The organism is Variovorax sp. GW821-FHT09D07 (assembly GCF_059416345.1).
In genome coordinates, this window is the sequence record NZ_JBWKOY010000003.1 from 772,863 (window position 1) to 797,153 (window position 24,291).

General features: G+C 68.7%; 22 protein-coding genes. 9 read left to right on the forward strand and 13 right to left on the reverse strand.

Annotated elements, in window-relative coordinates:
* Window positions 1-154 precede the first annotated feature (154 nt).
* Both ffh and AC07OX_RS15050 read left to right on the forward strand, forming a co-directional pair.
* Window positions 155-1,549 (forward strand): signal recognition particle protein, encoded by a 1,395-nt coding sequence (ffh, locus tag AC07OX_RS15045; RefSeq protein WP_095743629.1) that lies wholly within the window; start codon window positions 155-157, stop codon window positions 1,547-1,549.
* A 46-nt stretch (window positions 1,550-1,595) separates the two neighbouring features.
* Complete coding sequence (locus AC07OX_RS15050) at window positions 1,596-1,931, forward strand: ankyrin repeat domain-containing protein (protein ID WP_495261926.1); 336 nt, start codon at window positions 1,596-1,598, stop codon at window positions 1,929-1,931.
* Window positions 1,932-2,021: 90 nt separating this feature from the next.
* On the opposite strand, the gene mdoH is transcribed toward AC07OX_RS15050, so the two are convergent.
* The 7 genes from mdoH to AC07OX_RS15085 all read right to left on the reverse strand — a co-directional run bounded on the left by mdoH (window position 2,022) and on the right by AC07OX_RS15085 (window position 9,857).
* Window positions 2,022-4,040: a glucans biosynthesis glucosyltransferase MdoH gene (gene mdoH / locus AC07OX_RS15055; RefSeq protein ID WP_495261927.1), complete on the reverse strand. Its 2,019-nt coding sequence runs from the start codon at window positions 4,038-4,040 to the stop codon at window positions 2,022-2,024.
* Window positions 4,041-4,048: 8 nt separating this feature from the next.
* Window positions 4,049-4,249, reverse strand: coding sequence for a hypothetical protein (locus AC07OX_RS15060; RefSeq protein WP_082818265.1), 201 nt, complete (start codon window positions 4,247-4,249; stop codon window positions 4,049-4,051).
* A 193-nt stretch (window positions 4,250-4,442) separates the two neighbouring features.
* Complete coding sequence (locus AC07OX_RS15065; protein ID WP_139703030.1) at window positions 4,443-5,831, reverse strand: sigma 54-interacting transcriptional regulator; 1,389 nt, start codon at window positions 5,829-5,831, stop codon at window positions 4,443-4,445.
* Window positions 5,828-6,436, reverse strand: coding sequence for a hypothetical protein (locus AC07OX_RS15070; RefSeq protein WP_307583079.1), 609 nt, complete (start codon window positions 6,434-6,436; stop codon window positions 5,828-5,830). Before AC07OX_RS15070 ends, AC07OX_RS15065 begins: the two co-directional genes overlap by 4 nt.
* Before the next feature lie 84 nt (window positions 6,437-6,520).
* Entirely contained in the window at window positions 6,521-7,948 is a 1,428-nt protein-coding gene (locus AC07OX_RS15075) for a sensor histidine kinase (RefSeq protein WP_495261928.1), read from the reverse strand.
* On the reverse strand, window positions 7,948-9,309 hold the full coding sequence (gene miaB, locus AC07OX_RS15080) for a tRNA (N6-isopentenyl adenosine(37)-C2)-methylthiotransferase MiaB (RefSeq protein WP_159278536.1): 1,362 nt from the start codon (window positions 9,307-9,309) through the stop codon (window positions 7,948-7,950). Before miaB ends, AC07OX_RS15075 begins: the two co-directional genes overlap by 1 nt.
* Window positions 9,310-9,398: 89 nt before the next feature.
* Window positions 9,399-9,857: a hypothetical protein gene (locus tag AC07OX_RS15085; RefSeq protein WP_495261929.1), complete on the reverse strand. Its 459-nt coding sequence runs from the start codon at window positions 9,855-9,857 to the stop codon at window positions 9,399-9,401.
* A 253-nt stretch (window positions 9,858-10,110) separates the two neighbouring features.
* Here AC07OX_RS15085 and AC07OX_RS15090 point away from each other — a divergent pair, with 253 nt between their 5' ends.
* Window positions 10,111-11,256 (forward strand): efflux RND transporter periplasmic adaptor subunit, encoded by a 1,146-nt coding sequence (locus tag AC07OX_RS15090; protein WP_495261999.1) that lies wholly within the window; start codon window positions 10,111-10,113, stop codon window positions 11,254-11,256.
* 55 nt (window positions 11,257-11,311) lie between these two features.
* Window positions 11,312-14,473 carry an efflux RND transporter permease subunit gene (locus tag AC07OX_RS15095; RefSeq protein ID WP_495261930.1) on the forward strand — a complete coding sequence of 1,054 codons (3,162 nt, stop codon included), beginning with the start codon at window positions 11,312-11,314 and terminating at the stop codon, window positions 14,471-14,473.
* Window positions 14,474-14,737: 264 nt separating this feature from the next.
* On the opposite strand, the gene AC07OX_RS15100 is transcribed toward AC07OX_RS15095, so the two are convergent.
* Genes AC07OX_RS15100 through AC07OX_RS15125 form a run of 6 tightly spaced genes read right to left on the reverse strand, consistent with a single transcriptional unit; the run spans window position 14,738 to window position 18,975 of the window.
* Window positions 14,738-15,430 (reverse strand): Crp/Fnr family transcriptional regulator, encoded by a 693-nt coding sequence (locus AC07OX_RS15100; protein WP_495261931.1) that lies wholly within the window; start codon window positions 15,428-15,430, stop codon window positions 14,738-14,740.
* Between the two features lie 45 nt (window positions 15,431-15,475).
* The gene (locus AC07OX_RS15105) at window positions 15,476-16,126 is read right to left on the reverse strand and encodes a histidine phosphatase family protein (protein ID WP_495261932.1); all 651 of its coding nucleotides are present in this window, start codon (window positions 16,124-16,126) and stop codon (window positions 15,476-15,478) included.
* Between the two features lie 22 nt (window positions 16,127-16,148).
* Complete coding sequence (locus tag AC07OX_RS15110; protein ID WP_495261933.1) at window positions 16,149-16,772, reverse strand: DUF4136 domain-containing protein; 624 nt, start codon at window positions 16,770-16,772, stop codon at window positions 16,149-16,151.
* A 46-nt stretch (window positions 16,773-16,818) separates the two neighbouring features.
* The gene (gene ttcA, locus AC07OX_RS15115) at window positions 16,819-17,748 is read right to left on the reverse strand and encodes a tRNA 2-thiocytidine(32) synthetase TtcA (RefSeq protein ID WP_062477895.1); all 930 of its coding nucleotides are present in this window, start codon (window positions 17,746-17,748) and stop codon (window positions 16,819-16,821) included.
* 52 nt (window positions 17,749-17,800) lie between these two features.
* Complete coding sequence (locus tag AC07OX_RS15120; RefSeq protein ID WP_056576172.1) at window positions 17,801-18,178, reverse strand: dihydroneopterin aldolase; 378 nt, start codon at window positions 18,176-18,178, stop codon at window positions 17,801-17,803.
* 14 nt (window positions 18,179-18,192) lie between these two features.
* On the reverse strand, window positions 18,193-18,975 hold the full coding sequence (locus AC07OX_RS15125; RefSeq protein WP_192195014.1) for an SDR family oxidoreductase: 783 nt from the start codon (window positions 18,973-18,975) through the stop codon (window positions 18,193-18,195).
* Window positions 18,976-19,017: 42 nt separating this feature from the next.
* Between AC07OX_RS15125 and AC07OX_RS15130 the strand changes: the two genes are divergently transcribed.
* The 5 genes from AC07OX_RS15130 to AC07OX_RS15150 all read left to right on the forward strand — a co-directional run bounded on the left by AC07OX_RS15130 (window position 19,018) and on the right by AC07OX_RS15150 (window position 24,200).
* Window positions 19,018-20,130, forward strand: a complete 1,113-nt coding sequence (locus AC07OX_RS15130; RefSeq protein WP_495261934.1) for a class I SAM-dependent methyltransferase — start codon at window positions 19,018-19,020, stop codon at window positions 20,128-20,130.
* A 357-nt stretch (window positions 20,131-20,487) separates the two neighbouring features.
* Complete coding sequence (locus tag AC07OX_RS15135; RefSeq protein ID WP_495261935.1) at window positions 20,488-21,387, forward strand: TauD/TfdA dioxygenase family protein; 900 nt, start codon at window positions 20,488-20,490, stop codon at window positions 21,385-21,387.
* Between the two features lie 32 nt (window positions 21,388-21,419).
* Window positions 21,420-22,430: an ABC transporter substrate-binding protein gene (locus AC07OX_RS15140; RefSeq protein WP_492698024.1), complete on the forward strand. Its 1,011-nt coding sequence runs from the start codon at window positions 21,420-21,422 to the stop codon at window positions 22,428-22,430.
* A gap of 4 nt (window positions 22,431-22,434) precedes the next feature.
* Entirely contained in the window at window positions 22,435-23,334 is a 900-nt protein-coding gene (locus AC07OX_RS15145; RefSeq protein WP_495261936.1) for an ABC transporter ATP-binding protein, read from the forward strand.
* Complete coding sequence (locus AC07OX_RS15150) at window positions 23,331-24,200, forward strand: ABC transporter permease (RefSeq protein ID WP_495261937.1); 870 nt, start codon at window positions 23,331-23,333, stop codon at window positions 24,198-24,200. Before AC07OX_RS15145 ends, AC07OX_RS15150 begins: the two co-directional genes overlap by 4 nt.
* The last annotated feature ends 91 nt before the right edge of the window (window positions 24,201-24,291 follow it).

Genomic DNA, 24,291 nt, shown 5'->3' on the forward strand with positions numbered 1-24,291 from the left:
GTGTATAGGCTCGCCCCCCGGCTTCGCGCACGTCGCGTCGCTTCGCCCACCCCCGCCGGGGGCACCCCCCGCGAGAGAGCGGGCCCACATACCGCTTCCAGGTTTTCACGACTTTCCATCGGTCCGCTGCCGCGGACAACAAGGTATTTCCTTCATGGCCACCGCCCTCACCGAAAAGTTCTCCCGCCTCGTCAAGACGATGAGCGGCCAGGCGCGCATCACCGAAAGCAACGTGCAGGACATGCTGCGCGAGGTGCGCATGGCGCTGCTGGAGGCCGACGTGGCGTTGCCCGTGGTGCGCGACTTCGTCGCCCGCGTGAAGGAGAAGGCGCTCGGCCAGGAAGTGCTGGGCTCGCTCAAGCCGGGCCAGGCGCTGGTGGGCATCGTCAATCGCGAGCTCGCCGCCACCATGGGCGAGGGCGTCTCCGACATCAACCTCGCGGCCCAGCCGCCGGCGGTGATCCTCATGGCCGGCCTGCAGGGCGCCGGCAAGACCACCACCACCGCCAAGCTGGCCAAGCACCTGATCGAGAAGCGCAAGAAGAAGGTGCTCACGGTGTCGGGCGACGTGTACCGCCCGGCCGCCATCGAACAGCTCAAGACCGTCACGAAGCAGGCCGGCGCCGAGTGGTTCCCGAGCACGCCCGACCAGAAGCCGCTGGACATCGCGCGCGCCGCGCTCGACCACGCCAGGCGCCATTACTTCGACGTGCTGCTGGTCGACACGGCCGGCCGCCTCGCGATCGACGAAGTGCTGATGACCGAAATCAAGCAGCTGCACGCCGAGCTCGACCCGGTCGAAACCCTGTTCGTGGTCGATGCCATGCAGGGCCAGGACGCGATCAACACCGCCAAGGCCTTCAAGGAAGCGCTGCCCCTCACCGGCATCATCCTGACCAAGACCGACGGCGATTCGCGCGGCGGTGCGGCGCTGTCGGTGCGCCAGGTCACGGGCGTGCCGATCAAGTTCGCCGGCGTGAGCGAGAAGATCGACGGCCTCGAGGTGTTCGATGCCGAGCGCCATGCGGGCCGCATCCTGGGCATGGGCGACATCGTCGCGCTGGTCGAGCAGGTCACGGCCGGCGTCGACGTGGCGGCGGCGCAGAAGCTGGCCGCCAAGGTCAAGAGCGGCGCCGGCTTCGACCTGAACGACTTCCTCGGCCAGCTGCAGCAGATGAAGCAGATGGGCGGCCTCTCCAGCCTGATGGACAAGCTGCCGCAGCAGATGGCCGCCAAGGCCACCGAGGCCGACATGACCCGCGCCGAGCGCGACATCCGCCGCAAGGAAGGGATCATCCAGAGCATGACGCCGCTGGAGCGCCGCAAGCCCGAGCTGCTCAAGGCCACGCGCAAGCGCCGCATCGCGGCCGGCGCGGGCGTGCAGGTTCAGGAAGTGAACCGCCTGCTCAACGAGTTCGAGCAGATGCAGGGCATGATGAAGAAGATGAAGGGCGGCGGCCTGATGAAGATGATGAAGAAGATGGGCGGCATGAAGGGCATGGGCGGAATGCCCGGCATGGGCGGAGGCGGCGGCAAGCTGCCGTTCTGAGCCCGACCGCTCGACGCATGCATATATAGAGGCGCGCAGCCCCGCCATGTCCGCAGGCGACTGGAAAGAGCTCTACCAGGGCGCGCTGACCGGCGACCTCGACCTGGTGCGCTATCACATCGGTGCGGGTGTGAATCCGAACTACCAGCACCCCGAGATCCTGTGCACGCCGCTGGTGGCCAGCCTGGTCCAGGGGCACAGCGAGATCTCCGCCTACCTGCTGGACCACGGCGCCGATCCGAACCTGCTGTCTGAATTCGACGGGCTCACGCCGCTGCAGGCCGCCCGCAAGCATGGCCGCGAGGCGCTCGTCGCGGCGCTGGTGGCGCGCGGCGCCCGCGCACCCCGTCCGCCGTTCTGGCGCCGCTGGCTGCCCTTCTGACATATCGATGCGCATCGCGCACCGCCCAGCAAAAAGCCCGCCGAAGCGGGCTTTTTCTTTGGAGCGATCAGCCGCAGGGCTGAGATCGCATCAGGCCGTGGCCAGTGCCGCCGGGCGCGCCAGGCGCAGCGCATGCATCCACGCACGACGCAGCACGGCGGGCGAACGCGATTCCTCGGGAATCAGCAGGAAGCCGCGGTCGCGCAGCGTGGTGCCCAGCGCGATCTGGCTGGTCAGCACGGTCAGCGGAATGGCCAGCAGCAGCGGCAGGCCGACGGGCATGAGCCAGATCAGGGCGCTCGGGTCGATCATCGCGACGCCGACGGCCAGCATGGCGATCACCAGCGTCATGGGGGCCAGCTGCGAGGCAGCGACCTTCCACGGCACGGCGTTGGCTTCACGCGGGGGCGACTTCCAGTCGAGCTTGATGCCGGTGAGGGCGACGAGCACGAACAGCGAGTGGGCCAGCATGCGCACCGGAGCCTGCACGATGGCCAGGCCGGCTTCGAGCACCGAGCTCTTCACCAGGCCCCACACGCCGCCGTACTGGCGTTGTTCGCCGCGCATCAGCACAGCGGCGATGCCCAGCACGCGCGGCAGGAACAGCAGGCACAGGGTCCAGACCCACAGGCCGGCCAGTTCGGCGGGCAGCACGTTCCAGCTCGACACCAGGCTCGAGCCGCTCAGCCACAGGGCGGTGCCCAGCGTCAGGAAGGCGAGCCACAGCGGGGCCGAGACATACGCCATGGTGCCGGTCACGAACATCGCGCGGTGCACCGGGTGGATGCCGGGCTCGGCCATCAGGCGGGCGTTCTGCAGGTTGCCCTGGCACCAGCGGCGGTCGCGTTGCAGCTCGGCCAGCAGGTCCGGCGGTTGCTGCTCGTAGCTGCCGACCAGGTCGGACACCAGCCACACGTGGTAGCCGGCGCGGCGCATCAGCGCGGCTTCGACGAAGTCGTGCGACATGATGCCGCCCGACATGCCGCCGGTGCCCTTGATCGGGGCCAGCGCGCAGTGCTTCATGAAGGCTTCGACGCGGATGATCGCGTTGTGGCCCCAGTAGTGCGACTCGCCGAGCTGCCAGAACTGCATGCCCAGCGTGAACAGGCGGCCCGTCACGCGCGAAGCGAACTGCTGGGCGCGGGCGTGCAGCGTGACGTGGCCGATGGCCTGCGTCGCGGTCTGGATGATGCCGGCGGTGGGGTTGGCTTCCATCAGCTTGACCATCGAGGCCAGGCAGTCGCCGCTCATCACCGAGTCGGCGTCGAGCACGACCATGTAGCGGTAGTCCTTGCCCCAGCGGCGGCAGAAGTCGGCGACGTTGCCGGCCTTGCGGTGCGTGCGGCGGGTGCGCAGGCGGTAGTACACCTCGACCTGCGGCTGGTTGGGGCTTTCGGCCAGCGCGGCGCGCAGGTCTTCCCAGGCGGCGCGCTCGGCGGCGGCGGTCTCGGGGTTGTAGCTGTCGGACAGCACGAACACGTCGAACTGCTTGGCGTGGCCCGTGGAGGCAACCGATTCGCAGGTGGCGCGCAGGCCGGCGAACACGGTGGCCACGTCCTCGTTGCAGATCGGCATGATGATCGCGGTGCGTGCCTCGGGGTTCATCGGGTGGTGGGCCACCTGTTTCGCCGAGAGGGCGTGCTTGTCACCGCGCACGGAGACATAGAAGCCCATGAGCGCGGTCACGAAACCGGTCACGACCCAGCCCGAGAGCAGGCCGTACAGGCCGATCTGGCCGTATTCGAGCCAGACGTTGTCGTAGTCGGGCTGCACGCTGGCGAACAGCGACGACGCGATCACGGTGCTCAGCAGCGTGAGCAGCATGAAGGCGAGGCGGCGCTGGCCGGCGGCGCGTTCCCAGGCCTGCGGGGCCGGGGCGGCCTGCTTGGCGGCGGGGGCGCTGTCGGCGTTGCGGCCGGCGCCCAGGCGCACGAGCAGCGCGGTGCCGAGGCTGTTCCAGAAACCGCGCCAGGGGCGCGGTGCCATGGAACCGCGGTTGACCGGCGGTGCGGTGACGGCGTTGGGGTGGCGTTCCTCGCGCAGCGCGCTGCGGCGTGCGAAATCGGATTCGGCGAGGACGTTGAGGTGGGAGAAGTCGTTCGGCTTCATCGGTTCATTCACCAACGTTGCTTGTCGAGGGGGGTGTCGCCAATGGCCGGAAGGCGCTTGAAGACGCAATCCGTGGCGGCGCCGCCGACGCCGGAGAGCGCGGTCAGCGAATGGCCCGCGGCACGGGGCCGCGAGGAGGAAAACTGCTTTTGACGCAGGCCGTCGCGCTGCGGACGCAGTGCGAAAGATGGGCTGGTAAGTGCTGTCATGCCAGTACAGGGGCAAACCCTGTGCCAGCCTGGAAAAACGCTTTCAAATCAATGACTTGGCGCGATCTGAAACCGTTTTCCGTGGGGGAGGGGCCTGTCGGGCCCCCGAAACCCCCGTTTTTGTCGCCGAATCCCGACAAGCCGGGGAGGTCCTCGGGAAACAGCCTTTCAAATCAACGACTTAGGCCTGTCGCTACTCGGCGACAGGGTCGCCACCGGGAGCGACAACGTCGGCCTTGAAGTTGCCCGGCGTGAGCTCGTGCTTCTGCAGCAGGCGGTAGAACTCGGTGCGGTTGCGGTCGGCCAGGCGGGCGGCGTCGGCCACGTTGCCGTCGGTCAGCTTGAGCAGGCCGACGAGGTAGTCGCGCTCGAAACGCTGCTTGGCCTCGGCGTAGGTGAGCACCTCCACGCTCGGCACGCGCAGCGCGCGCTGCACCAGCGCCAGCGGGATCAGCGGCGAGCCCGACAGCGCGCAGACCTGCTCCACCACGTTGTAGAGCTGGCGCACGTTGCCCGGCCACGCGGCGGTGGTCAGTGCCTTCAGCGCCTCGGGCGCGAAGCCCGACAGCCGCTTGCCGTACTTGGTCGACAGCTTCTGCAGGAAGTGGTTGGCCAGCAGCGGAATGTCCTCGCGCCGCGCCGACAGCGGCGGCAGCGTGAGCGTCACCACGTTCAGGCGGTAATAGAGGTCTTCGCGGAACTGGCCGGCTTCCATCGCGGCGTCCAGGTCGCGGTGGGTGGCCGAGACGATGCGCACGTCGACCTCGATCGACTGGCTCGCGCCCAGCGGACGCACCGCGCGCTCCTGCAGCACGCGCAGCAGCTTGACCTGCAGCGCGGGCGGCATGTCCCCGATTTCGTCGAGCAGCAGCGTGCCGCCGTCGGCCTGCTGGAACAGGCCCTTGTGGTTCGCGTGGGCGTCGGTGAAGGCGCCCTTCATGTGGCCGAACAGCTCGGATTCGAGCAGCGCCTCGGGAATGGCGCCGCAATTGACCGCCACGAAGGGCTTGTCGGCGCGCGCGCTGGCCTTGTGGATGGCACGCGCCAGCAGCTCCTTGCCGGCGCCGGAGTCGCCGCGCAGCAGCACGGAAGCGTCCGACTTGGCCACCATGCGCGCCTCGGCCAGCAGCTCGGCCATGCGATTGCTGCGGCTCACGATTTCCGAACGCCAGCTGTCGTCGCCGGTCTTGCTCGGCGTGGCCGCCGGGGCGCCGAGCGCCAGCGCCTGCGCGATCTTCTCGAGCAGCTCGCGCGCGTCGTAGGGCTTGGTGAGGTAGGTGAACACGCCGCGCGCCGTGGCTTCGACCGCGTCGGGAATGGTGCCGTGCGCGGTCAGCAGGATCACCGGCAGCGTCGGGTGGCGCTTGCGGATCTCGTCGAACAGTTGCAGGCCGTCGCGCCCGGGCAGGCGCACGTCGCTGAGCACCAGCTGCGGGTGCTCGATCTCGAGCTGCGTGAGCGCGGTCTCGGCCGAGGTGACGGCCGTGACCTGGTAGCCCGCCGACACCAGCCGCATCGAGAGCAGCCGCAGCATGTCCGGGTCGTCGTCGACCACGAGGAGGCGGGCACCAGCTGTACTCATGGGTTGGATCTGCTTCCGTTGGAGGGCGTGGGTGCCGGCGTGTTGGGCCGGGCGAAGCTGCGCTCGATGGCGCGCAGCGCCTCGATGCGCTCGTTGAGCTGGTCGATGCGGCGCTGGCTGTCGCGCAGCTGCTGCACCTGCTTGTCGCGGTCGTCCTCGACGCGGCGCTGCTCGACATAGCGCGCCGCCAGCGCCCGCGCGAGCGGATGCAGCGGCTGCGCCTCGGGCGCCGGGTTGGCGATCACGCGCTGCAACAGGCCCAGCGCGCGCGCCAGGTCGGCCGGCACGCGGGTCTGTGCGAGCAGGATCGCCAGCTGCATCTGCGCCGCGGGCGTTTCGCCCTGTTCGCCGACGCGCGCGATTTCCGCGCTCAGGTCGGCGCCGCCCAGCGGGCGCACCTTGTCGGCATAGGCCAGCATGGCCGTGAGGGGGCCCTGCGTGAGCTGCGTGAAGAGCGAGGCCGGCTGCGTGGCCGGCGCGCGGGGCTCGGCCTCGACCGGCACGACGCGCGGCGCGGCCACGGGCGGCGGCAGCGCGTCGGCTTCGGCCGGCGGCTTGGGCTGGGAGGCGCAGGCCGCCAGCAGCAGGGCGCATGGCACGGCCATGGCCCCGGCGAAGGTGGATCTGCGGACGAACGAAAGGAACATGGGTCGAAAAGGCGCGGGGCGGTGTGGGTGGGGTGTCCGGGGTCAGGTCGTGCGCGGCAGTTCGATGCGAAAGCGTGCACCGGGGCCGTCCGGCAGCAGGGCGATGCGGCCCCCATGGGCTGCAATGTACTCCTGCACGATGGAAAGTCCGATGCCGGTGCCTTTCACCGTGTGCTCGGGCTGGCGCTCGCCGCGGAAGAAGGGTTCGAAGATGCGGTCGCGGTCGTGCACGGCAATGCCGGGGCCGGCGTCGCACACGTCGATGTGCACTGCCTCGGGCGTGCCCGACACGGCCAGCGTGATCACGCCGCCGGCGGCCGAGAAGCGGATCGCGTTCGACAGCAGGTTGGCGATGGCGGTGCCGAGCTTGGTGCGGTCGACCGTGAGGGCGATCGGCTCGCCCTCGGCGCGCACGCGCAGGCCGTGCGCCTGCCACTGCAGGCGCTGGGCCTCGATCTGCTCCTCGATCAGCGGCAGCAGCTCGGTGCGCTCGCGGCGCAGCTCGCGCGCCTCGAAGGCGGCGGCGTTGAAGCGCAGCAGCGCCTCGATCTGGTTCTGCAGCGACACGGTGTTCTGCTGCAGGATCTGCGCGACCTCGAGCTGCGCCGGGTTCAGCGGGCCGGTCACGCCGTCCTCGAGCAGCGACACGCCTTCGCGCAGCGCCGCCAGCGGCGTCTTCAGCTCGTGCGACACGTGGCGCAGAAAGCGCGCCTTGTCGGCGTCGAGCTCGGTCAGGCGCAGGCGCAGCCATTCGAGCTGCTGCGACACGCGCCGCACGTCGGCCGGGCCGCGGATGTCGATCGGTTCGTCGAGCCGGTTCTGGCCCAGGCCGACGATGGCGTTCTCGAGCCGCTTGAAGGGGCGCGCCAGCCAGATGCCGAACGCCAGTGCCAGCGACACGGCCAGCACGCTGGCGGCCACCACCTCGCGCATCAGCCGGCGGCGCGCATTCTCGATGCGCTTGGCCAGCGCGTCGTTCTGCGTTTCGATCAGGAACTGCGCCTGCTGGGCGAGGTTGGTGTTCAGGGCGTCGAGTTCGCGGAACTGCATCGCCATCGTGCTTTCGCGCGCCAGGGCGCTGTCGGGGCTGCCGCCGAGCAGGCCTTCGATCACGCCGAGCTGACTGCGCCACATGTCGATGCCGGCGGCCGGCAGGCCGTTGCGTTCCAGACGCTCCAGCACCTGGTGGGCTTCGCGCGCCGCCTCGTCGAAGCGGCGACGCAGCACGGCGTCGTTGAGCACCAGCGACTGGCGTCCCGCGCGCTCCATGGCCGCGCTGCGCTCGGCCAGCGACTGCGAGGCGCCCGACAGGCGTAGCGCGCGCGCGGCGGCGTCGCGGCTTTGCGTGACGAGCGCGTCGTACTGCAGCACCGAGCGCAGCGCCACGCCCACCAGCAGCGCGGTGATCAGCAAAAAGGCGAACAGCAGGAGCTGCTGGAACGAGCCCCGGACAGACGGTCGCTTCGCCATCAGTGGGCGAGCACCGTGGCAGCAGCAGCCAGGGCCGATTCGCGCGTGACCACTTCGCCGCGCAGCGTGTAGGCCAGCGAGCGGGTGATGCGCAGGTCGGCCATCTGGCCCACGAGGCGGGCGTCGCCTTCGAAGTTGACGACGCGGTTGCAGGCGGTGCGGCCCATGAGTTCGTTGGCGTCCTTGCGCGACGCGCCCTCGACCAGCACGCGCTGCGTGCTGCCCACCAGCGCGTCGCCGAAGCGGCGCACGTTGCCGTCGATCACGCGCTGCAGCGTCTGCAGGCGCGCCAGCTTCACCTCGTGCGGCGTGTCGTCCTGCAGCGCGGCGGCCGGCGTGCCCGGGCGCGGGCTGAAGATGAAGCTGAAGCTGTTGTCGAACTGGCAGTCGTCGATGAGCTTCATCATCTTGTCGAAGTCGGCGTCGGTCTCGCCGGGGAAGCCGACGATGAAGTCGCTGGAAAGGGCCAGGTCGGGGCGGATGGCGCGCAGCTTGCGCACCGTGCTCTTGTATTCCATGGCCGTGTAGCCGCGCTTCATGGCCATGAGGATGCGGTCGCTGCCGTGCTGCACCGGCAGGTGCAAATGCGAGACGAGCTGCGGCACCTTGGCGTAGGCCTCGATGAGCCGGGGCGTGAACTCGTTCGGGTGGCTCGTGGTGTAGCGGATGCGCTCGATGCCGGGGATCTCGGCCACGTACTCGATGAGCAGCGCGAAGTCGGCGATTTCGGCGGTGTCGCCCATCTTGCCGCGGTAGGCGTTCACGTTCTGGCCCAGCAGCGTGATCTCGCGCACGCCCTGGTCGGCCAGGCCGGCAATTTCGACCAGCACGTCGTCCAGCGGGCGGTTCACTTCCTCGCCGCGGGTGTAGGGCACCACGCAGTAGCTGCAGTACTTGGAGCAGCCTTCCATGATCGACACGAAGGCCGTGGCGCCTTCGACGCGCGCGGGCGGCAGGTGGTCGAACTTCTCGATCTCGGGGAAGCTGATGTCCACCTGCGGGCGGTCCAGGCGCTCGCGGTCGTTCAGCATCTCGGGCAGGCGGTGCAGCGTCTGCGGGCCGAACACGATGTCGACGTACGGCGCGCGCGCGATGATGGCCTGGCCTTCCTGGCTCGCCACGCAGCCGCCCACGCCGATCTTCACGCCCTTGGCCTTCAGGTGCTTCACGCGGCCGAGGTCGGAGAACACCTTCTCCTGCGCCTTCTCGCGCACCGAGCAGGTGTTGAACAGGATGAGGTCGGCCTCGTCCACGTTCTGCGTGGGCTCGTAGCCCTGGGCGGCGTGGAGCACGTCGGCCATCTTGTCCGAGTCGTACTCGTTCATCTGGCAGCCGAAGGTCTTGATGAATACTTTTTTCATGGGGAGCTCTCTGTGCCCTTCGCAAAGAGGAAGGGCTGCGAGGCGCGCGTGGCGCCCGCGGATTTTTGCTTGCTTGCGGCCCGGCCGCGTTACTGCGTGTTCAGCGTGTCGTTCGAGACGAACGGCCAGATGTTCAGGAACGGCTTGTTCAGCGATTCGCGGCTGGCCATGGCCTCGTCGGGCGTCAGGATCCAGACTTCGCGCAGCAGCCCGGCGGCGTCGCGCGTGTAGTTCACGAGGTACTTCTGGCCGACGATGGCGCCGGGCATGACCAGCATGTTCTGCGGGCTGCGGATGCGCGCGCCGGCGCCCAGGCGGTCGGCCCGGCCGTCGAGCTCGACGTCGGGGGCGCTGGTCACCATGAACTTGCCGCGCAGCGTGCCGATCGGGAAGTTGCGCCCGCCGTTGAGCGACTCGTTCTGGGTCTGCGGACGGGGCACCTCGTCCTGGGCGCTGGCCTGGAGGGAGAAAAGACCGGCGGCACCGGCAAGGGCGGCGCAGAAGGCAAGGGAAGTGAGCGTTTTCGTGGGTGTCTTGCAGCGGTTCATGGGGTATATCCAGAGGCTGTGGACCGGCGATTTTAGCGAGGGGGTGTTTTCCCTCATACCGGGTGCAGCGGGTGGTGCGGGGGCTTTGCGTCGGCCTGCTTTACATTTCTTTACGGCGCCCATGAACACTGCGCGTCGGCCACTGCTCCAATAGCTGCTGTCAGCCCAAAGTGCACAAGAACCCATGAAGAAATCTGCCGCCTTCGCCCTCGCGGGCGTGTTGATCGTAGCCGTCGCGGGCGGCTGGTGGCGCATGTCGGGCGATCGGTCGGCCGCGAAGGACGCCAAGCCCGCGAACGCCGGGCCTCCCGCCGCGCTGGTCACGCTGGCCACGGCCGAGAAGCAGGACGTGCCGGTGACGGTGCAGGTCAACGGCAGCGTGGTTTCGCTCAACAGCGTCGACCTGCGTCCGCAGGTCACCAACACCGTGAGCGCGGTGCACGTCAAGGAAGGCCAGTTCGTGAAAGCAGGGCAGCTGCTCTTCACGCTGGACGACCGCAACGACCAGGCCAACCTGGCCCGCGCCCGGGCCCAGCAGCAGAAGGACGAGGCCACCATGGCCGACCTGGAGCGCCAGTACAAGCGCAGCCAGGACCTGGTGGCACAGAACTTCATTGCCAAGAGCGCGGCCGACGCCACGCTGTCGCAGCTCCAGGCGCAGCGCGCCGCCGTGGCGGCCGACCGCGCGGCCGTGCAGTCGGCGCAGGTGGCGCTGGGCTACGCCACGCTGCGCGCGCCCATCGCGGGGCGCATCGGCGCCGTCAACATCTACCCGGGCACGCTGGTGCAGCCCACGCTGTCGCTGGTCACCATCACCCAGCTCGACCCGATCGCCGTGAGCTTCCCCGTGCCCGAAGGCAACCTGCAGGACCTGCTGGCCGCGGCGCGCACGCGCGCCAAGGTCGAGGCGCTGGTCACGGGCCGCCGCGAGCCGCTGTTCGGCACGCTCGACTTCGTCGACAACACGGTCGACCCGCAGATCGGCACCGTGCGCGCCAAGGCCGTGTTCGCCAACGCCGACCAGAGCCTGTGGCCCGGCCAGTTCGTCAACACGCGCATCACGGTGCGCATGCTCAACGGCGTCACCGTGGTGCCGGCCGCGGCGCTCATGATGCTGTCCGACGGCGCTACGCTGTACGTGGTCGATGCCGAGCGCAACGCGGCGCGCCGCCAGGTCAAGGTGCTCCACACCTTCGGCACCAAGGTGGCCGTGAGCGGCGTGACGCCCGGCGAGCAGGTCGTGATCGAAGGCAGCCAGAACGTGCGCCCGGGTGGCAAGGTGCGCATCGACGTGAAGGCGCCGGCCGGGCCGGGTGGGGCCCCCGCCAACGGCACCACGGGCGTCACGCCCGGCAGCGCGGCTTCGTCGGACATCCAGCCGGCGCGAGAACGGGCATGAGCCGCCGGGCCGCTCCCAAGGCGAATACCGCAGCGCGAAGCGCGGAGGTTGCCGAATGAACATCTCCGAGCTCTGCATCCGCCGTCCGGCGATGACGGTGCTGCTGTCGGCGGCCGTCGTGGTCATCGGCATCTTTGCGTACTTCAGCATCCCGGTGGCGGCGCTGCCCAGCTACAACACGCCGGTCATCAACGTCAACGCGCAGCTGCCGGGCGCCAGCCCCGACACCATGGCGAGTTCGGTCGCGCTGCCGCTCGAAAAGCAGTTCTCGACCATCCCCGGCCTGCAGACCATCAGCTCGGTGAACACCCAGGGCGTGACCTCGCTCACGCTCGAATTCGTCAGCAGCCGCGACATCGACGCCGCCGCCGTCGACGTGCAGGCCGCGCTGCTGCGCGCCCAGCGCCAGCTGCCGCAAGAACTGACGCAGCTGCCTTCGTACCGCAAGGTGAACCCGGCCGACGCGCCGGTGCTGTTCATCGCGCTGATCTCGCCGTCGATGAACCCGTCGGAGCTCAACGACTACGCCGAGAACCTGATTTCGCCCACGCTCTCGACCATCGACGGCGTGGCGCAGGTGGGGGTGTACGGGCGCAAGGCCTTCGCGGTGCGCATCAAGGCCAACGCCGACCTGCTCAACGCGCGCAACATCACGCTCGACGAGCTGGCCAAGGCCGTGAACTCGGCCAACGCCAACACGCCGGTCGGCACGCTCGACGGCCCGCGCCAGACGCTCACCATCCAGGCCAACCGCCAGCTCATGAAGGCGGCCGACTTCGCCAAGCTCATCATCGCGCAGCGCAACGGCGCGCCGGTGCGGCTGGACGAAGTGGCCACGCTCGAAGACAGCTTCGAGTCGGTCAAGACCGCCAGCAGCTTCAACGGGCAAGACTCGATTTCGCTGGCCGTGCAGCGCCAGCCCAACGCCAACACCGTGCAGGTGGTGGACGCGGTGCGCGCGCTCATCCCGCGCTTCAAGGCCGAGCTGCCGCAGTCGGTCGAGATCCAGATGGTCAACGACCGCTCGCTCTCGATCCGCGAGGCGGTGCACGACGTGCAGCTCACGCTGCTGGGCACCATCGCGCTGGTGGTGCTGGTGATCTTCCTGTTCCTGCACCGGCTGGTGGCCACGCTGATTCCGGCAGCCACCATTCCGATCTCGCTGATCGGCGCCGTGGCGCTGCTGTATGCCTTCGGCTACAGCCTGGACAACGTCTCGCTGCTGGGCATCACGCTGGCCGTGGGCCTGGTGGTGGACGACGCCATCGTGGTGCTCGAGAACATCATGCGCTACGTCGAGAAGGGCATGGAGCCGATGGCCGCCGCGCTGCGCGGCGCGCGCGAGGTGGGCTTCACCATCGTGTCGATCTCGATCTCGCTGGTGGCCGTGTTCATCCCGATCTTCTTCATGCCCGGCGTGATCGGCCTCTTGTTCCACGAGTTCGCCGTGGTGGTGGCGCTGGCCGTGCTGGTGTCGGCCGTGGTGTCGCTCACGCTGGTGCCGATGCTCGCGAGCCGGCTGCTCAGGCACGTGCCGCGCAAGGCCGGCGCGCTCGACCACGAGGAAGGGCACCCCGAGCCCGGCACGGCGATCGGCCGTGCCTTCGAGCGCGGCTACCGCGCGGTGCACGGCGGCTACATGCGCACGCTCGACTGGACGCTCGGGCATCGCGCGCTGATGCTGGCGATGGCGGGCCTGACCTTCGTCGTCACGGCGTGGCTCTTCGTCAGCATTCCCAAAGGCTTCTTCCCCGAGGAAGACATCGGGCAGATCCAGATCACCACCGAGGCGGCCGAAGACATTTCGTTCACCGCCATGAAGGCCCTGCAGGACCGCGTGGCCGCCGCGCTCAAGGCCGATCCGAGCGTGGACTACGTGAGCTCCTTCGTCGGCGTGGGCGGCCCGACCGCCACGCAGAACTCGGGCCGGCTGTTCGCGGTGCTCAAGCCGCGCAGCGAGCGCCCCAAGATGGCCAAGGTGCTCGAGTCGCTGCGCCAGCGCTTCCGCGAGATCCCGGGCATTGCCGTCTACATGCAGCCGGTGCAGAACCTGCGCCTGGGCGGGCGCCAGAGCAAGGCGCGCTTCCAGTACACGCTGCAGAGCGTCAATGCTGGCGAGATGGTGCCGTGGTCGACCCGGCTCATGGAGCGCATGCGCGCCGACCCCGACTTCCGCGACGTCACCAGCGACTCGCAGAACCGCGGCCTGCAGGCCACGCTCGAGATCGACCGCGACAAGGCCGGCGTGCTCGGCGTGGCCGTGGGCGACCTGCGCACCGCGCTGTACAACGCCTACGGCGACCGCCAGATCGGCAGCATCTACGGCGCCAGCAACACCTACCAGGTGATCCTGTCGGCGGCCGACAGCGACCGCCAGTTCGAGGAGGACGTGGCGCGCCTGTCGGTGCGCAGCACCACCGGCAAGCTGGTGCCGTTGTCGGCCTTCTCGACCGTCAAGCGCACCGTGGGGCCGACCTCGGTCAACCACCAGGGTCAGCTGCAGGCGGTGACGGTGTCGTTCAACCTCGGCCCCGACGTGCCGCTGGGCAACGCCACCGCGAAGATCGACCGCTTCAAGGAAGAGCTGAAGATGCCGCAGTCGATCATCACGACCTACGGCGGCGACGCGGCGGTGTTCCAGAGTTCGCAGTCGAGCCAGGCGGTGCTGCTGGTGCTGGCGGTGCTGGTGATCTATGTGCTGCTGGGCGTGCTGTACGAGAGCTACATCCACCCGATCACCATCCTGGCGGGCCTGCCCTCGGCGGCCGTGGGGGCGTTGCTCTCGCTGAAGATCTTCGGCTTCGACCTCACGCTGATCGCGACCATCGGCATCCTGCTGTTGATCGGCATCGTGAAGAAGAACGCGATCATGATGATCGACTTCGCCCTCGACGCGCAGCGCACCGAGGGCATGCAGCCGGTCGACGCGATCCGCGAGGCCTGCCGGCTGCGCTTCCGCCCGATCCTGATGACCACGCTGGCCGCGCTGATGGGTGCGCTGCCGCTCGCGCTGGGCCTGGGCGCCGGCGCCGAGCTGCGCCAGCCGCTGGGCATGGCGGTGGTGGGCGGGTTGATCTTCTCGCAGGTGATCACGCTGTACATCACGCCCGCGATCTACCTGGCGCTCGACCGCTACAGCGGCAGCGGGCCGATGGTGGAGCTGCCGGGCGAGGCGAAGGCCGAGGCTACGGCGGGGCACGCGGCCTCGCACGCCTGAGGGCGGTTCAAACTACACGCCTGACGGCGATTCAAAAGATGCCGGATGGCCATGAGCGTGAGCCACCCGGCCAGGAAGGACTTGTGCAGTCCCGCGTTGCGCCACACCCGGACCATCGCCCATTGAAGGCGCTCCGGCCCCTCTCCTCAACGGCTCTCTCCATTCCCTCCGCCGCTGCTCTTCCCATGTGTGTGACGGGATGAATGATCGCGAGAGGGCGAAGGTGTCGACGGTATCCAGCGATACAGGAAGTGGGCTTTTTCCTTACGGTGTCGCGTCACGGAAACGATGCAGGGCCGGCGCATTCGGAATGCCGACCTGCCGGGCCCGCGTTTCAATGAGCCCTTCTCTCGCCAGCGCATTCAACGTGCGCGTGACCGTGACGCGGCTCAGGGCCGTCATGGCGCCGATCTGCTCGTGCGTCAGATCCACGGTGAGTTGTTTCGGTGCCTGCGCCGATGGCGGGCGCGCCACCCGCAGCAGCAAGTCGATGACCCGCTCCTTGGGCGCCGCCGAGGCCACCCCGGCGAGCTTGGCGACGATCATGTGGTTCTTGAAGCCGAGCAGCTGGATCAACGAGGTCGCGAGCTCGGGCAACGCTGAAAACTGTTGCGCGACATCCGCGGGGCGGTAGCGGCTGAGAACGGCCGGCGCGACCGCCCGGGTCGTCGTCGGCCGGGGGCTGTCGGCAAACGCCGGGCCTTCGCCGAAGATCGCGCCCGGCCCGAAGATCTCGAGCAGGAACTCCGAGCCGTTGCTTCGGTGGATCGTGGAATGCACGAAGCCCGATCGCAAGAGATAGAAGTAATCGTGCCGTTCGCCTTCGCGCGCAATGGTGTCGCCGGCCTCCAGGGTGACGAAGCTTCCCAGGTGCGTGGTGTCGATCCACGGTGCGGACAGCGACTGGGAGGCGTCCCAGCTGGCGTAGGCCGAGGGCGTGGGATTCGTTTTTCTCATGGGAGCGTCTTGCCCGGGGCGAAGAGAGGCAAGCGGCCCATCGTGCTAGGTCGTGGTCTCGTCCAGCGGCGTGTCCGTCGCCAGGTGCGCGATGTCGCTCCAGCCGACGAGGCTGAAGCCCTCGGGCGTCCACAGCATGCGGTTGATGGCCGCGTTGCCGAGCTGCCAGGTGCGCGGCGCCTGCAGCTCCTGGCGCGTGGCGGCGCGGTAGAGCACGTCCATCACGCCGCCGTGGGCCACCAGCACCACCAGCTGGCCCGGGTGGCGCGCGGCGATGGCCGAGGCGGTGCCTGTCACGCGGTCGCGAAAGGTCAGCAGGCTTTCGCCGCCGCCTTCGGGCTCGAACTCGGGGTCGCGCTCGCGCCAGCGGCGCGCGTCCTCGGGCAGCGTGGCCTCGATCTCGGCGAAGCTCATGCCCTCGAAGCGGCCGAAGGCGCGCTCGCGCAGGCCCAGGTCGGGTTGCACGGCGAGGCCGTGGGGCTCGGCGATGGCCTGGGCGGTCTGCCAGGCGCGCGAGAGGTCGCTGGCATAGACCGCCGCGACCGGCTCGTCGGCCAGCGCCTGCCCGGCGCGCTGCGCCTGCCAGAGGCCGGTGGCATTGAGGCCGATGTCGAGGTGGCCCTGGATGCGGGTGTCGACGTTCCAGGCGGTTTCGCCGTGGCGCACGGCGATCAGGCGGGTGAGATTGGCTTCCATCCGTCCGAATTCTAGAAGTGCGTCATTTTTTGGCAGCCGGCGCGAGCTCGATGTTCACGCGGCGCTCGCCGGGCGGCGGGTTCGGAAAGCCCTGCAGCGCGGCCTCGAACATCACCGGCAGGATCGCCGCGCTCGAGCTGTAGGGGCCGTCGTTGCGCGCGCGGGTCTCGTACACCACGCGGTGGCTGCCGCCCGCCTCGCGCAGCACGAGGCTCACCTCGCGCTGGTACCAGGGGTTGGCCGGCGGCGTGAACATCGGGCCGCCGTACCAGCCGCTGCCATACCAGCGGTGGCCGTAGTAGCCGCCATAGCCGTAGCCCCAGGGGCCGGGCCCGTACAGCCACGGATCGGCCCAGGGCGACAGCGCCGCCGTGACGCGCGCGCCGATCTGCGCCGTGTACTGCGGCCTTGTGTCGTCGCGGCGCAGGCCGACCTTGTCGAGCGCGGCCGCGGCCATGGCCTCCAGGCCTTCCTGGCGCGCCGTGTCGGCCTGCTGCGAAGGCAGGCGCTCGAAGCGGTAGGTGGCGCCGGGCGGCACGGTCGTGCCCGGCGTGGCAAAGCTCTTGACGTTGCTGTCGACCACCCAGGAGGTGGCGCAGCCGCTCAGGGTTGCTACCAAAAATAGAACTGAAAACGCACGATACATAAGGGTCTCCGGGCCAAGTGCCCTAAATTCCCCTGGGTTGCCCGAGTCAGCCCTGGACGATGCGCAGGGCGGAGGGTGCCTGGGAGAGCAGGTCGAAAGCGGGCGTGTCGAAGGCCTTGTCGCCGTTCTCGTCGGCCACGCCCGTCGCCTTCAGACCCTGGAAGTCGTGCAGCGTTCCGTCCAGCAGGTGCGAAGGCACGACGTTCTGCAGCGCGGTGAACATGTTCTCCACGCGGCCGGGGTACTTCTTGTCCCACTCGCGCAGCATCTCGCCGACCTGCTTGCGCTGCAGGTTCTCCTGGCTGCCGCACAGCGTGCAGGGAATGATCGGGAACTCGCGGTGTTGCGCCCAGCGCACCGTGTCCTTTTCGGCCACGTAGGCCAGCGGACGGATCACGATGTGCTTGCCGTCGTCGCTCACCAGCTTGGGCGGCATGCTCTTGAGCTTGCCGCCGAAGAACATGTTGAGGAAGAAGGTCTGCAGCATGTCGTCGCGGTGGTGGCCCAGCGCGACCTTGGTGGCGCCCAGCTCGTCGGCCACGCGGTACAGGATGCCGCGGCGCAGCCGGCTGCACAGGCCGCAGGTGGTCTTGCCCTCGGGAATGACGCGCTTGACGATGCTGTAGGTGTCCTGGTTCTCGATGTGGAAGGCCACGCCGAGCTCGCTCAGGTACTTGGGCAGCACCTCTTCGGGAAAGCCGGGCTGCTTCTGGTCGAGGTTGACCGCGACGATGTCGAAGTGGATGGGCGCGCGCGCCTTCATCTTGAGCAGGATGTCGAGCAGCGCGTAGCTGTCCTTGCCGCCCGAGACGCACACCATGACCTTGTCGCCCTCTTCGATCATGTTGTAGTCGACGATGGCCTGGCCGACCTGGCGGCACAGGCGCTTTTCGAGCTTGTGCGTCTCGCGTTCGATCTTCAGCGAGTTGGAGGGCGCACCGGCTTCGGGCGTATCGTCGATCCAGACGGCGTTCATTGGGGGGCTACTTCGGGCAAATCGGGGGAAAGAGCCCCGATTTTGCCTTGGATCACCATTCCCCGGCTTCGATGCGGATGGCGACTTCGCAGTCGTCGAAGATTTCGAGCTTGGCGATCTTCACGCGCACGCCCCGCACGCCGGGCAGTTGCAGCAGGCGCTGCGCGAGCTTGCCGATCAGGCTTTCGAGCAGGTTGACGTGCTCGGCGGTGCACTCGTCGATGATGATGCGGCGCACCTTGCGGTAGTCCAGCACGTGGAAGATGTCGTCGTCCTGCGGCAGCAGCGGCTGCGGGCCGAGGTTGAGCTCGGCGTCCACCAGGATCGGCTGCGGCGCGGTCTTTTCCTGCTCGAGGATGCCCAGGTTGGCGTCGAAGCGCAGGCCCTGGAGGGTGAGTGTCTGGTGGCCGTGCGGTGTGTTCGTGGACATGGTGGTGGTGCTCGTCACATGAGCGAGAAGTCGCGCTCGAATTTCATGAGGTGCTGGCCGCCGTCGACGAGCAGCGTGGTGCCGGTGATCGAGCTGTTTTCCAGCGCGAACTTCACGGTGGCGGCCACGTCTTCCGATGTGGACGAGCGGCCCAGCGGCGACAGCTTGTGCAGCTGCGCGAACTTGTCGTCGTCGAGCATGTGGCTCGCCAGCGTGAGGCCGGGCGCCACGCCCACCACGCGCACGCGCGGCGCCAGCGCCAGCGCGAGCATGGGGGTGGCGGCTTCGAGTGCGGCCTTGGAGAGCGTGTAGCTCAGGAAGTCGGGGTTCGGGTTCCACAGCTTCTGGTCGAGCAGGTGCACCACGGCGCCCTGCGCATCGCGCCGGGCCAGGTGGTCGTGCAGCGCCTGCGCCAGCAGGATGGCCGCGCCGGTGTTGCTGCGCGCGTGGCGCTCCATGAGCGCGTAGCTGAAGCTGGCGGCGTCGTCGTGCTCGAAGAGGGCGGCGCTGTGCACGACCGCGTCGACGGCGCGAAAGCGCGCCGCCACGCGCGGCAGCAGGGCGCGGGTGGCCTGCTCGTCGGCCAGGTCGGCCTCGAACAGCGCCGAGTCGCCCGAGCGCGCGGCGCAGTCGGCCACGGTCTGCTCGGCTTCGGCGCGCGAGCTGCGGTAGTGCACGGCCACCTGCCAGCCGCCCGCGGCGAGCGCCAGCGCGATCTCGCGGCCCAGCCGGCGGCCCGCGCCCGTGACGAGGACGGTGCGGCGGCGATCGGGGGAGGAGGGTGGGATGGCGCTCATTCGGAGGAAGAAGACAGAAGACAGGAAGAGGACAATGGCACCGTGACGACGCCAACGACAAACAGTTTACCCATCGCCCTCGACCATCTGATTGCCCGCTCCGTCGAGCGCGCGGGCGGATGGATCGGCTTCGACCGCTTCATGGCCCTGGCCCTGTATGCACCGGGGCTGGGCTACTACGCCAACACCTCGGCCAAGTTCGGCCACATGCCCTCGTCCGGCAGCGACTTCGTGACCGCGCCCGAGCTGACGCCGATGTTCGGGCACACGCTCGCGGTGCAGGTGCTCGAGGCGCTGGAGAAGACCGGCACCGACACCGTGTGGGAGTTCGGCGCGGGCTCGGGGGCGCTGGCGGTGCAGCTGCTGCATGCGCTGGGCGAGATGGGGCGCGGCGATGTGCGCTATCGCATCGTCGATCTGTCGGGCACCTTGCGTGAGCGGCAGCAGCAGGCGCTGGCGGGGTATGCGGGGCGGGTCGAGTGGCTCGGGGAGTTGCCTGAGTCCATGCAGGGCGTGGTGGTCGGCAATGAAGTGCTCGATGCGATGCCGGTGCAGTTGCTGGCGCGGGTGAAGGGGGCCTGGTTCGAGCGGGGGGTGGTGCGGAATCCGGCGGGGGATGGGTGGACGTGGGCGGACCGGGCTACCGAGTTGCGGCCGCCGGTCGAGGTGCCTGGGGTGCACGACTACCTCACGGAGGTGCATCCGCAGGCGCAGGCGTTCATTGCGACGCTGGCGGATCGGCTTGGGAAGGGGGCGGCTTTTCTCATCGATTATGGGTTTCCCGAGGGCGAGTACTACCACCCGCAACGGCACATGGGGACGGTGATGTGCCACCGGGGGCACCAGGCGGATGGCGATCCTCTGTCGGAGGTGGGGTACAAGGACATCACGGCGCATGTGGACTTCACGGGGATTGCCGTGGCGGGGCAGGAGGCGGGGCTTGCTGTTCTTGGCTACACGAGCCAGGCGCGGTTTCTTCTGAATTGCGGGATCTTGGGGCGGATGGAGCGGGGGACCGTGGCGCAGCGGGGGATGGCGGCTCGGTTGATTCATGAGCATGAGATGGGGGAGTTGTTCAAGGTGGTGGGGTTTGCTGTGGGTGAGCCTTGGGACGCTGTCGGGTTCGCTGAGGGGGATCGGAGTCACACCCTCTGAGGGGTTGCTTCCCGGGGCCGGGAGTTCCGCCCGGCGGCGGACTCACTTTCTTTTGCTTCGCCAAAAGAAAGTAAGCAAAGAAAAGGCGACCCCACTGTCTGCGTCCCTCCGCTTCGCTGCGGGCAACCTGCGGTGCTCGCGTTTCGCGGGGTCTCGCCCAAACTCGCTTCGCTCAAACAAGGGCGAGCCCTGATCCGCGAAACGCTGCGCTCCTCGGCGCAGCCAGAGGGGCTTGGATACCGGGCGGGCCGTCGCTTCGCTCGGCCCGGGGCTTGTGCTTTCAACGGAAAGAGTTGGTCATAAGCAAGCAACAAAGACTTCGTTGGGGAATGGGGGGCGCGCTTCTACATTCGCGGCATGACTGCCGTTCTTTCCCGCGCTACCTCCACCACAGAGGCTCCCGCGCAGCCCTTCGAGGTGCGGCCTTTCGATGCGCCTGTCGGTGCGGAGATCGTCGGGCTCGACATCGCTGAGCCGATCAACGCCGCCGACTTCCAACGCATCCACCGCGCGCACCTGGACCACCACGTGCTGGTCTTTCGCGACCAGCGCATCACGCCCGCACAGCACATCGATTTCAGCCGCCGCTTCGGGCCGCTCGAGATCCACGTGCTGCACCAGTTCCAGCTGAAGAACCACCCCGAGATCCTGATCGTCTCGAACATCAAGGAGAACGGCGAGCCGATCGGTCTCGGCGACGCGGGCGTGTACTGGCACTCCGACATTTCGTACAAGCCCAACCCCAGTCTGGGCTCGCTGCTGCACGCGCAAGAGCTGCCGAGTGAAGGCGGCGACACGCTGTTCGCCGACCAGCATCTGGCGTGGGAAGCGTTGAGTCCCGAACTGCAGCAGCGCATCCTGCCGCTGAAGGCCGAGCACAGCTACCTCGCGAAGTACGAGGAGTTGCGTGCGAAGAATCCGTGGCGGCCCAAGCTCTCGCAAGCGCAGATCGACCAGGTTGCACCCGCCGTGCAGCCTGTGGTGCGCACGCACCCGGAGACGGGGCGCAAGGCGCTGTTCGTCAGCGAGCACTTCACGACGCGCATCGTCGGCCTGCCGCAAGACGAGAGCGACGCGCTGCTGGCCGAGCTGTTCGCGCACAGCACGCGGCCGGAGTTCGTGTACCGCCACCGCTGGGCGCCGCACGACCTGGTGTTCTGGGACAACCGCTCGCTGATGCACCTCGCGGCAGGCACGCCCGACCACCTGCGCCGCCGGCTCAACCGCACCACCATCGTGGGCGACACGCCTTTCTGATTTCCTCTTCTCCTTCTCTTCCGGACTTTCCAATGAACCGCTTCACTCGCCGCGCCGCCGCGCTCGTCACCGGCCTCGGCCTTCTCGCCGGCAGCCTGGCCGCGCAGGCCGAAGGGCAGATCCGCATCGCCGAGCAGTTCGGCATCGTCTACCTGCTGCTCAACGTGGCGCAGGAGCAGAAGCTGATCGAGAAGCACGCAAAGGCCGCGGGGGTCGATGCGAAGGTGGAGTGGGTCAAGCTCTCGGGCGGCTCGGCGGTGAACGACGCGCTGCTGTCGGGCAACATCGAGATCGCGGGCGCCGGCGTGGGGCCGCTGCTCACGCTGTGGGACCGCACCAAGGGCAAGCAGAACGTGAAGGGCGTGGCCTCGCTGGGCAACTTCCCGTACTACCTGGTAAGCAACAACCCGAACGTGAAGTCGATCGCCGACTTCACGGACAAGGACCGCATCGCGCTGCCCGCGGTGGGCGTGTCGGTGCAGTCGCGGGTGCTGCAGATCGCGTCGGCCAAGCTGTGGGGCGACAAGGAGTTCAACAAGCTCGACAAGATCAGCGTGGCGCTGCCGCACCCCGACGCGGCGGCGGCGATCATCAAGGGCGGCACGGAGATCACGGGGCACTTCGGCAACCCGCCGTTCCAGGAGCAGGAGCTCGCGGGCAACCCGAACGCGCGCATCGTGCTCAACTCGTACCAGGTGCTGGGCGGGCCGTCGTCGGCCACGGTGCTGTACGCCACCGAGAAATTCCGCAACGAGAACCCCAAGACCTACAAGGCGTTCGTCGACGCGCTCGACGAGGCGGCGAAGTTCGTCACGGCCAACCCCGAGAAGGCGGCCGACATCTACCTGAAGGTGAGCAACGCCAAGCTCGACCGCGAGCTGCTGCTGAAGATCATCAAGAACCCCGAGGTGCAGTTCAAGACCGCGCCGCAGAACACCTACGTGTTCGCGGAGTTCATGCACCGCGTAGGCGCGATCAAGAACAAGCCGGCGTCGGTGAAGGACTATTTCTTCGACGACGCACACACCGCCTCGGGGAACTGACGCGATGCTGTCCCGGCTCGAGCGCCTGGCGGGGTCGCCCGCCGCGGCCTTCCTCGGCGGCAGCGTGGCGCCACAGCGGCCGGGCCGGCGGCGCGGCGTGGTGGCCACGGGCGACGCGGCACCGCCGTACGTGCACGAGGCGCTGCTGCAGGTCGACGGCGTCAGCCTCGAGTACCGCACGCCCGAGCGCGTGGTGCGCGCCACGCACCGCGTGAGCTTCGACGTGCATGCCGCCGACCGCTTCGTGCTGCTCGGGCCTTCGGGCTGCGGCAAGTCGACGTTGCTCAAGGCGGTGGCCGGGTTCATCCCGCCGGTCGAGGGCGAGATCCGGCTCGACGGCCGGCGCGTGTCGCAGCCGGGCCCCGACCGCATCGTCGTGTTCCAGGAGTTCGACCAGCTGCCGCCGTGGAAGACGGTGAAGCAGAACGTGATGTTCCCGCTGCTCGCCTCGCGCACGTTGGGGCGCAAGGAAGCGGCCGAGCGCGCGCTGCATTACCTGGACAAGGTGGGCCTCTCGAAATTCGCCGACGTGCACCCGCACCAGCTCTCGGGCGGCATGAAGCAGCGCGTGGCGATCGCGCGGGCGCTGGCGATGCAGCCGCGCGTGCTGCTGATGGACGAGCCCTTTGCCGCGCTCGACGCGCTCACGCGCCGCCGCATGCAGCAGGAGCTGCTCGAACTGTGGGACGAGGTGCGCTTCACGCTGCTGTTCGTCACGCACTCGATCGAGGAGGCGCTGGTGGTCGGTAACCGCGTGGCGCTGCTGTCGCCGCATCCGGGGCGCATGCGGGCCGAACTCAACAGCCACGGTTACTCGCTGGACAGCCTGGGCGGCGCGGACTTCCAGGCGACGGCGCGGCGCATCCACGACATGCTGTTCGAAGAAGAGCAGGGCACCCCATGAGCACCCTGACGCCACCCATCCGCCCCGAATACGAACGCACGCTCGAGCCCTTCACCGAACTGCCGGTGGAGCGCGCGCTGCCGCTGGCCACGCGCCTGGCCTCGCACACCTGGCTGCGCAAGGGCCTGATCCTTACCGTCATCGCCGTGCTGTGGGAGCTGGCGGCGCGCTGGCAGGACAACGACCTGCTGCTGCCCACCTTCACCGCCACGGCCCGTGCATTGATCGAAGGGCTGGCCAGCGGCGAACTGATCGAGAAGGTGCGTATCTCGCTGGCCGTGCTGCTGCAGGGCTACCTCGCGGGCGTGCTGCTGGCCTTCGGGCTCACCACGCTGGCCGTGTCCACGCGCATCGGGCGCGATCTGCTGGACACGCTGACCTCGATGTTCAACCCGTTGCCCGCGATCGCGCTGCTGCCGCTGGCGCTGCTGTGGTTTGGCCTGGGCCGCGGCAGCCTGGTGTTCGTGCTGATCCATTCGGTGCTGTGGCCGCTGGCGCTCAACACCTACGCGGGCTTCCAGGGCGTGCCCGAGACGCTGCGCATGGCGGGGCGCAACTACGGGCTGAAGGGGCTGCGCTACGTGCTGCAGATCCTGGTGCCGGCCGCGCTGCCGTCGATCCTGTCGGGGCTGAAGATCGGCTGGGCCTTTGCGTGGCGCACGCTGATCGCGGCGGAGCTGGTGTTCGGCGCCTCGTCAGGCAAGGGCGGACTGGGCTGGTACATCTTCCAGAACCGCAACGAGCTGTACACCGACCGCGTGTTTGCCGGCCTCGCGCTGGTGGTGCTGATCGGCCTGCTGGTGGAAAGCCTGGGCTTTCGCACGCTGGAGCGGCTCACGGTGCGGCGCTGGGGCCAGCAGCGCTAGCCCGCAGGGGAAGGGGCCGGGCGGACGAATGCCCCGGCGATGGCGCAAGGGCCGTGGGCTCGGGTCTAATCGCAGCTTTTGGCATGCGTTC

Excerpts from the sequence above, each read along its gene's own strand:
- ffh (WP_095743629.1), top strand. The coding sequence starts at position 155 with ATGGCCACCGCCCTCACCGAAAAGTTCTCCCGCCTCGTCAAGACGATG.
- AC07OX_RS15050 (WP_495261926.1), top strand. The coding sequence starts at position 1,596 with ATGTCCGCAGGCGACTGGAAAGAGCTCTACCAGGGCGCGCTGACCGGC.
- mdoH (WP_495261927.1), bottom strand. The coding sequence starts at position 4,040 with ATGAAGCCGAACGACTTCTCCCACCTCAACGTCCTCGCCGAATCCGAT.
- AC07OX_RS15060 (WP_082818265.1), bottom strand. The coding sequence starts at position 4,249 with ATGACAGCACTTACCAGCCCATCTTTCGCACTGCGTCCGCAGCGCGAC.
- AC07OX_RS15065 (WP_139703030.1), bottom strand. The coding sequence starts at position 5,831 with ATGAGTACAGCTGGTGCCCGCCTCCTCGTGGTCGACGACGACCCGGAC.
- AC07OX_RS15070 (WP_307583079.1), bottom strand. The coding sequence starts at position 6,436 with ATGGCCGTGCCATGCGCCCTGCTGCTGGCGGCCTGCGCCTCCCAGCCC.
- AC07OX_RS15075 (WP_495261928.1), bottom strand. The coding sequence starts at position 7,948 with ATGGCGAAGCGACCGTCTGTCCGGGGCTCGTTCCAGCAGCTCCTGCTG.
- miaB (WP_159278536.1), bottom strand. The coding sequence starts at position 9,309 with ATGAAAAAAGTATTCATCAAGACCTTCGGCTGCCAGATGAACGAGTAC.
- AC07OX_RS15085 (WP_495261929.1), bottom strand. The coding sequence starts at position 9,857 with ATGAACCGCTGCAAGACACCCACGAAAACGCTCACTTCCCTTGCCTTC.
- AC07OX_RS15090 (WP_495261999.1), top strand. The coding sequence starts at position 10,111 with ATGTCGGGCGATCGGTCGGCCGCGAAGGACGCCAAGCCCGCGAACGCC.
- AC07OX_RS15095 (WP_495261930.1), top strand. The coding sequence starts at position 11,312 with ATGAACATCTCCGAGCTCTGCATCCGCCGTCCGGCGATGACGGTGCTG.
- AC07OX_RS15100 (WP_495261931.1), bottom strand. The coding sequence starts at position 15,430 with ATGAGAAAAACGAATCCCACGCCCTCGGCCTACGCCAGCTGGGACGCC.
- AC07OX_RS15105 (WP_495261932.1), bottom strand. The coding sequence starts at position 16,126 with ATGGAAGCCAATCTCACCCGCCTGATCGCCGTGCGCCACGGCGAAACC.
- AC07OX_RS15110 (WP_495261933.1), bottom strand. The coding sequence starts at position 16,772 with ATGTATCGTGCGTTTTCAGTTCTATTTTTGGTAGCAACCCTGAGCGGC.
- ttcA (WP_062477895.1), bottom strand. The coding sequence starts at position 17,748 with ATGAACGCCGTCTGGATCGACGATACGCCCGAAGCCGGTGCGCCCTCC.
- AC07OX_RS15120 (WP_056576172.1), bottom strand. The coding sequence starts at position 18,178 with ATGTCCACGAACACACCGCACGGCCACCAGACACTCACCCTCCAGGGC.
- AC07OX_RS15125 (WP_192195014.1), bottom strand. The coding sequence starts at position 18,975 with ATGAGCGCCATCCCACCCTCCTCCCCCGATCGCCGCCGCACCGTCCTC.
- AC07OX_RS15135 (WP_495261935.1), top strand. The coding sequence starts at position 20,488 with ATGACTGCCGTTCTTTCCCGCGCTACCTCCACCACAGAGGCTCCCGCG.
- AC07OX_RS15140 (WP_492698024.1), top strand. The coding sequence starts at position 21,420 with ATGAACCGCTTCACTCGCCGCGCCGCCGCGCTCGTCACCGGCCTCGGC.
- AC07OX_RS15145 (WP_495261936.1), top strand. The coding sequence starts at position 22,435 with ATGCTGTCCCGGCTCGAGCGCCTGGCGGGGTCGCCCGCCGCGGCCTTC.
- AC07OX_RS15150 (WP_495261937.1), top strand. The coding sequence starts at position 23,331 with ATGAGCACCCTGACGCCACCCATCCGCCCCGAATACGAACGCACGCTC.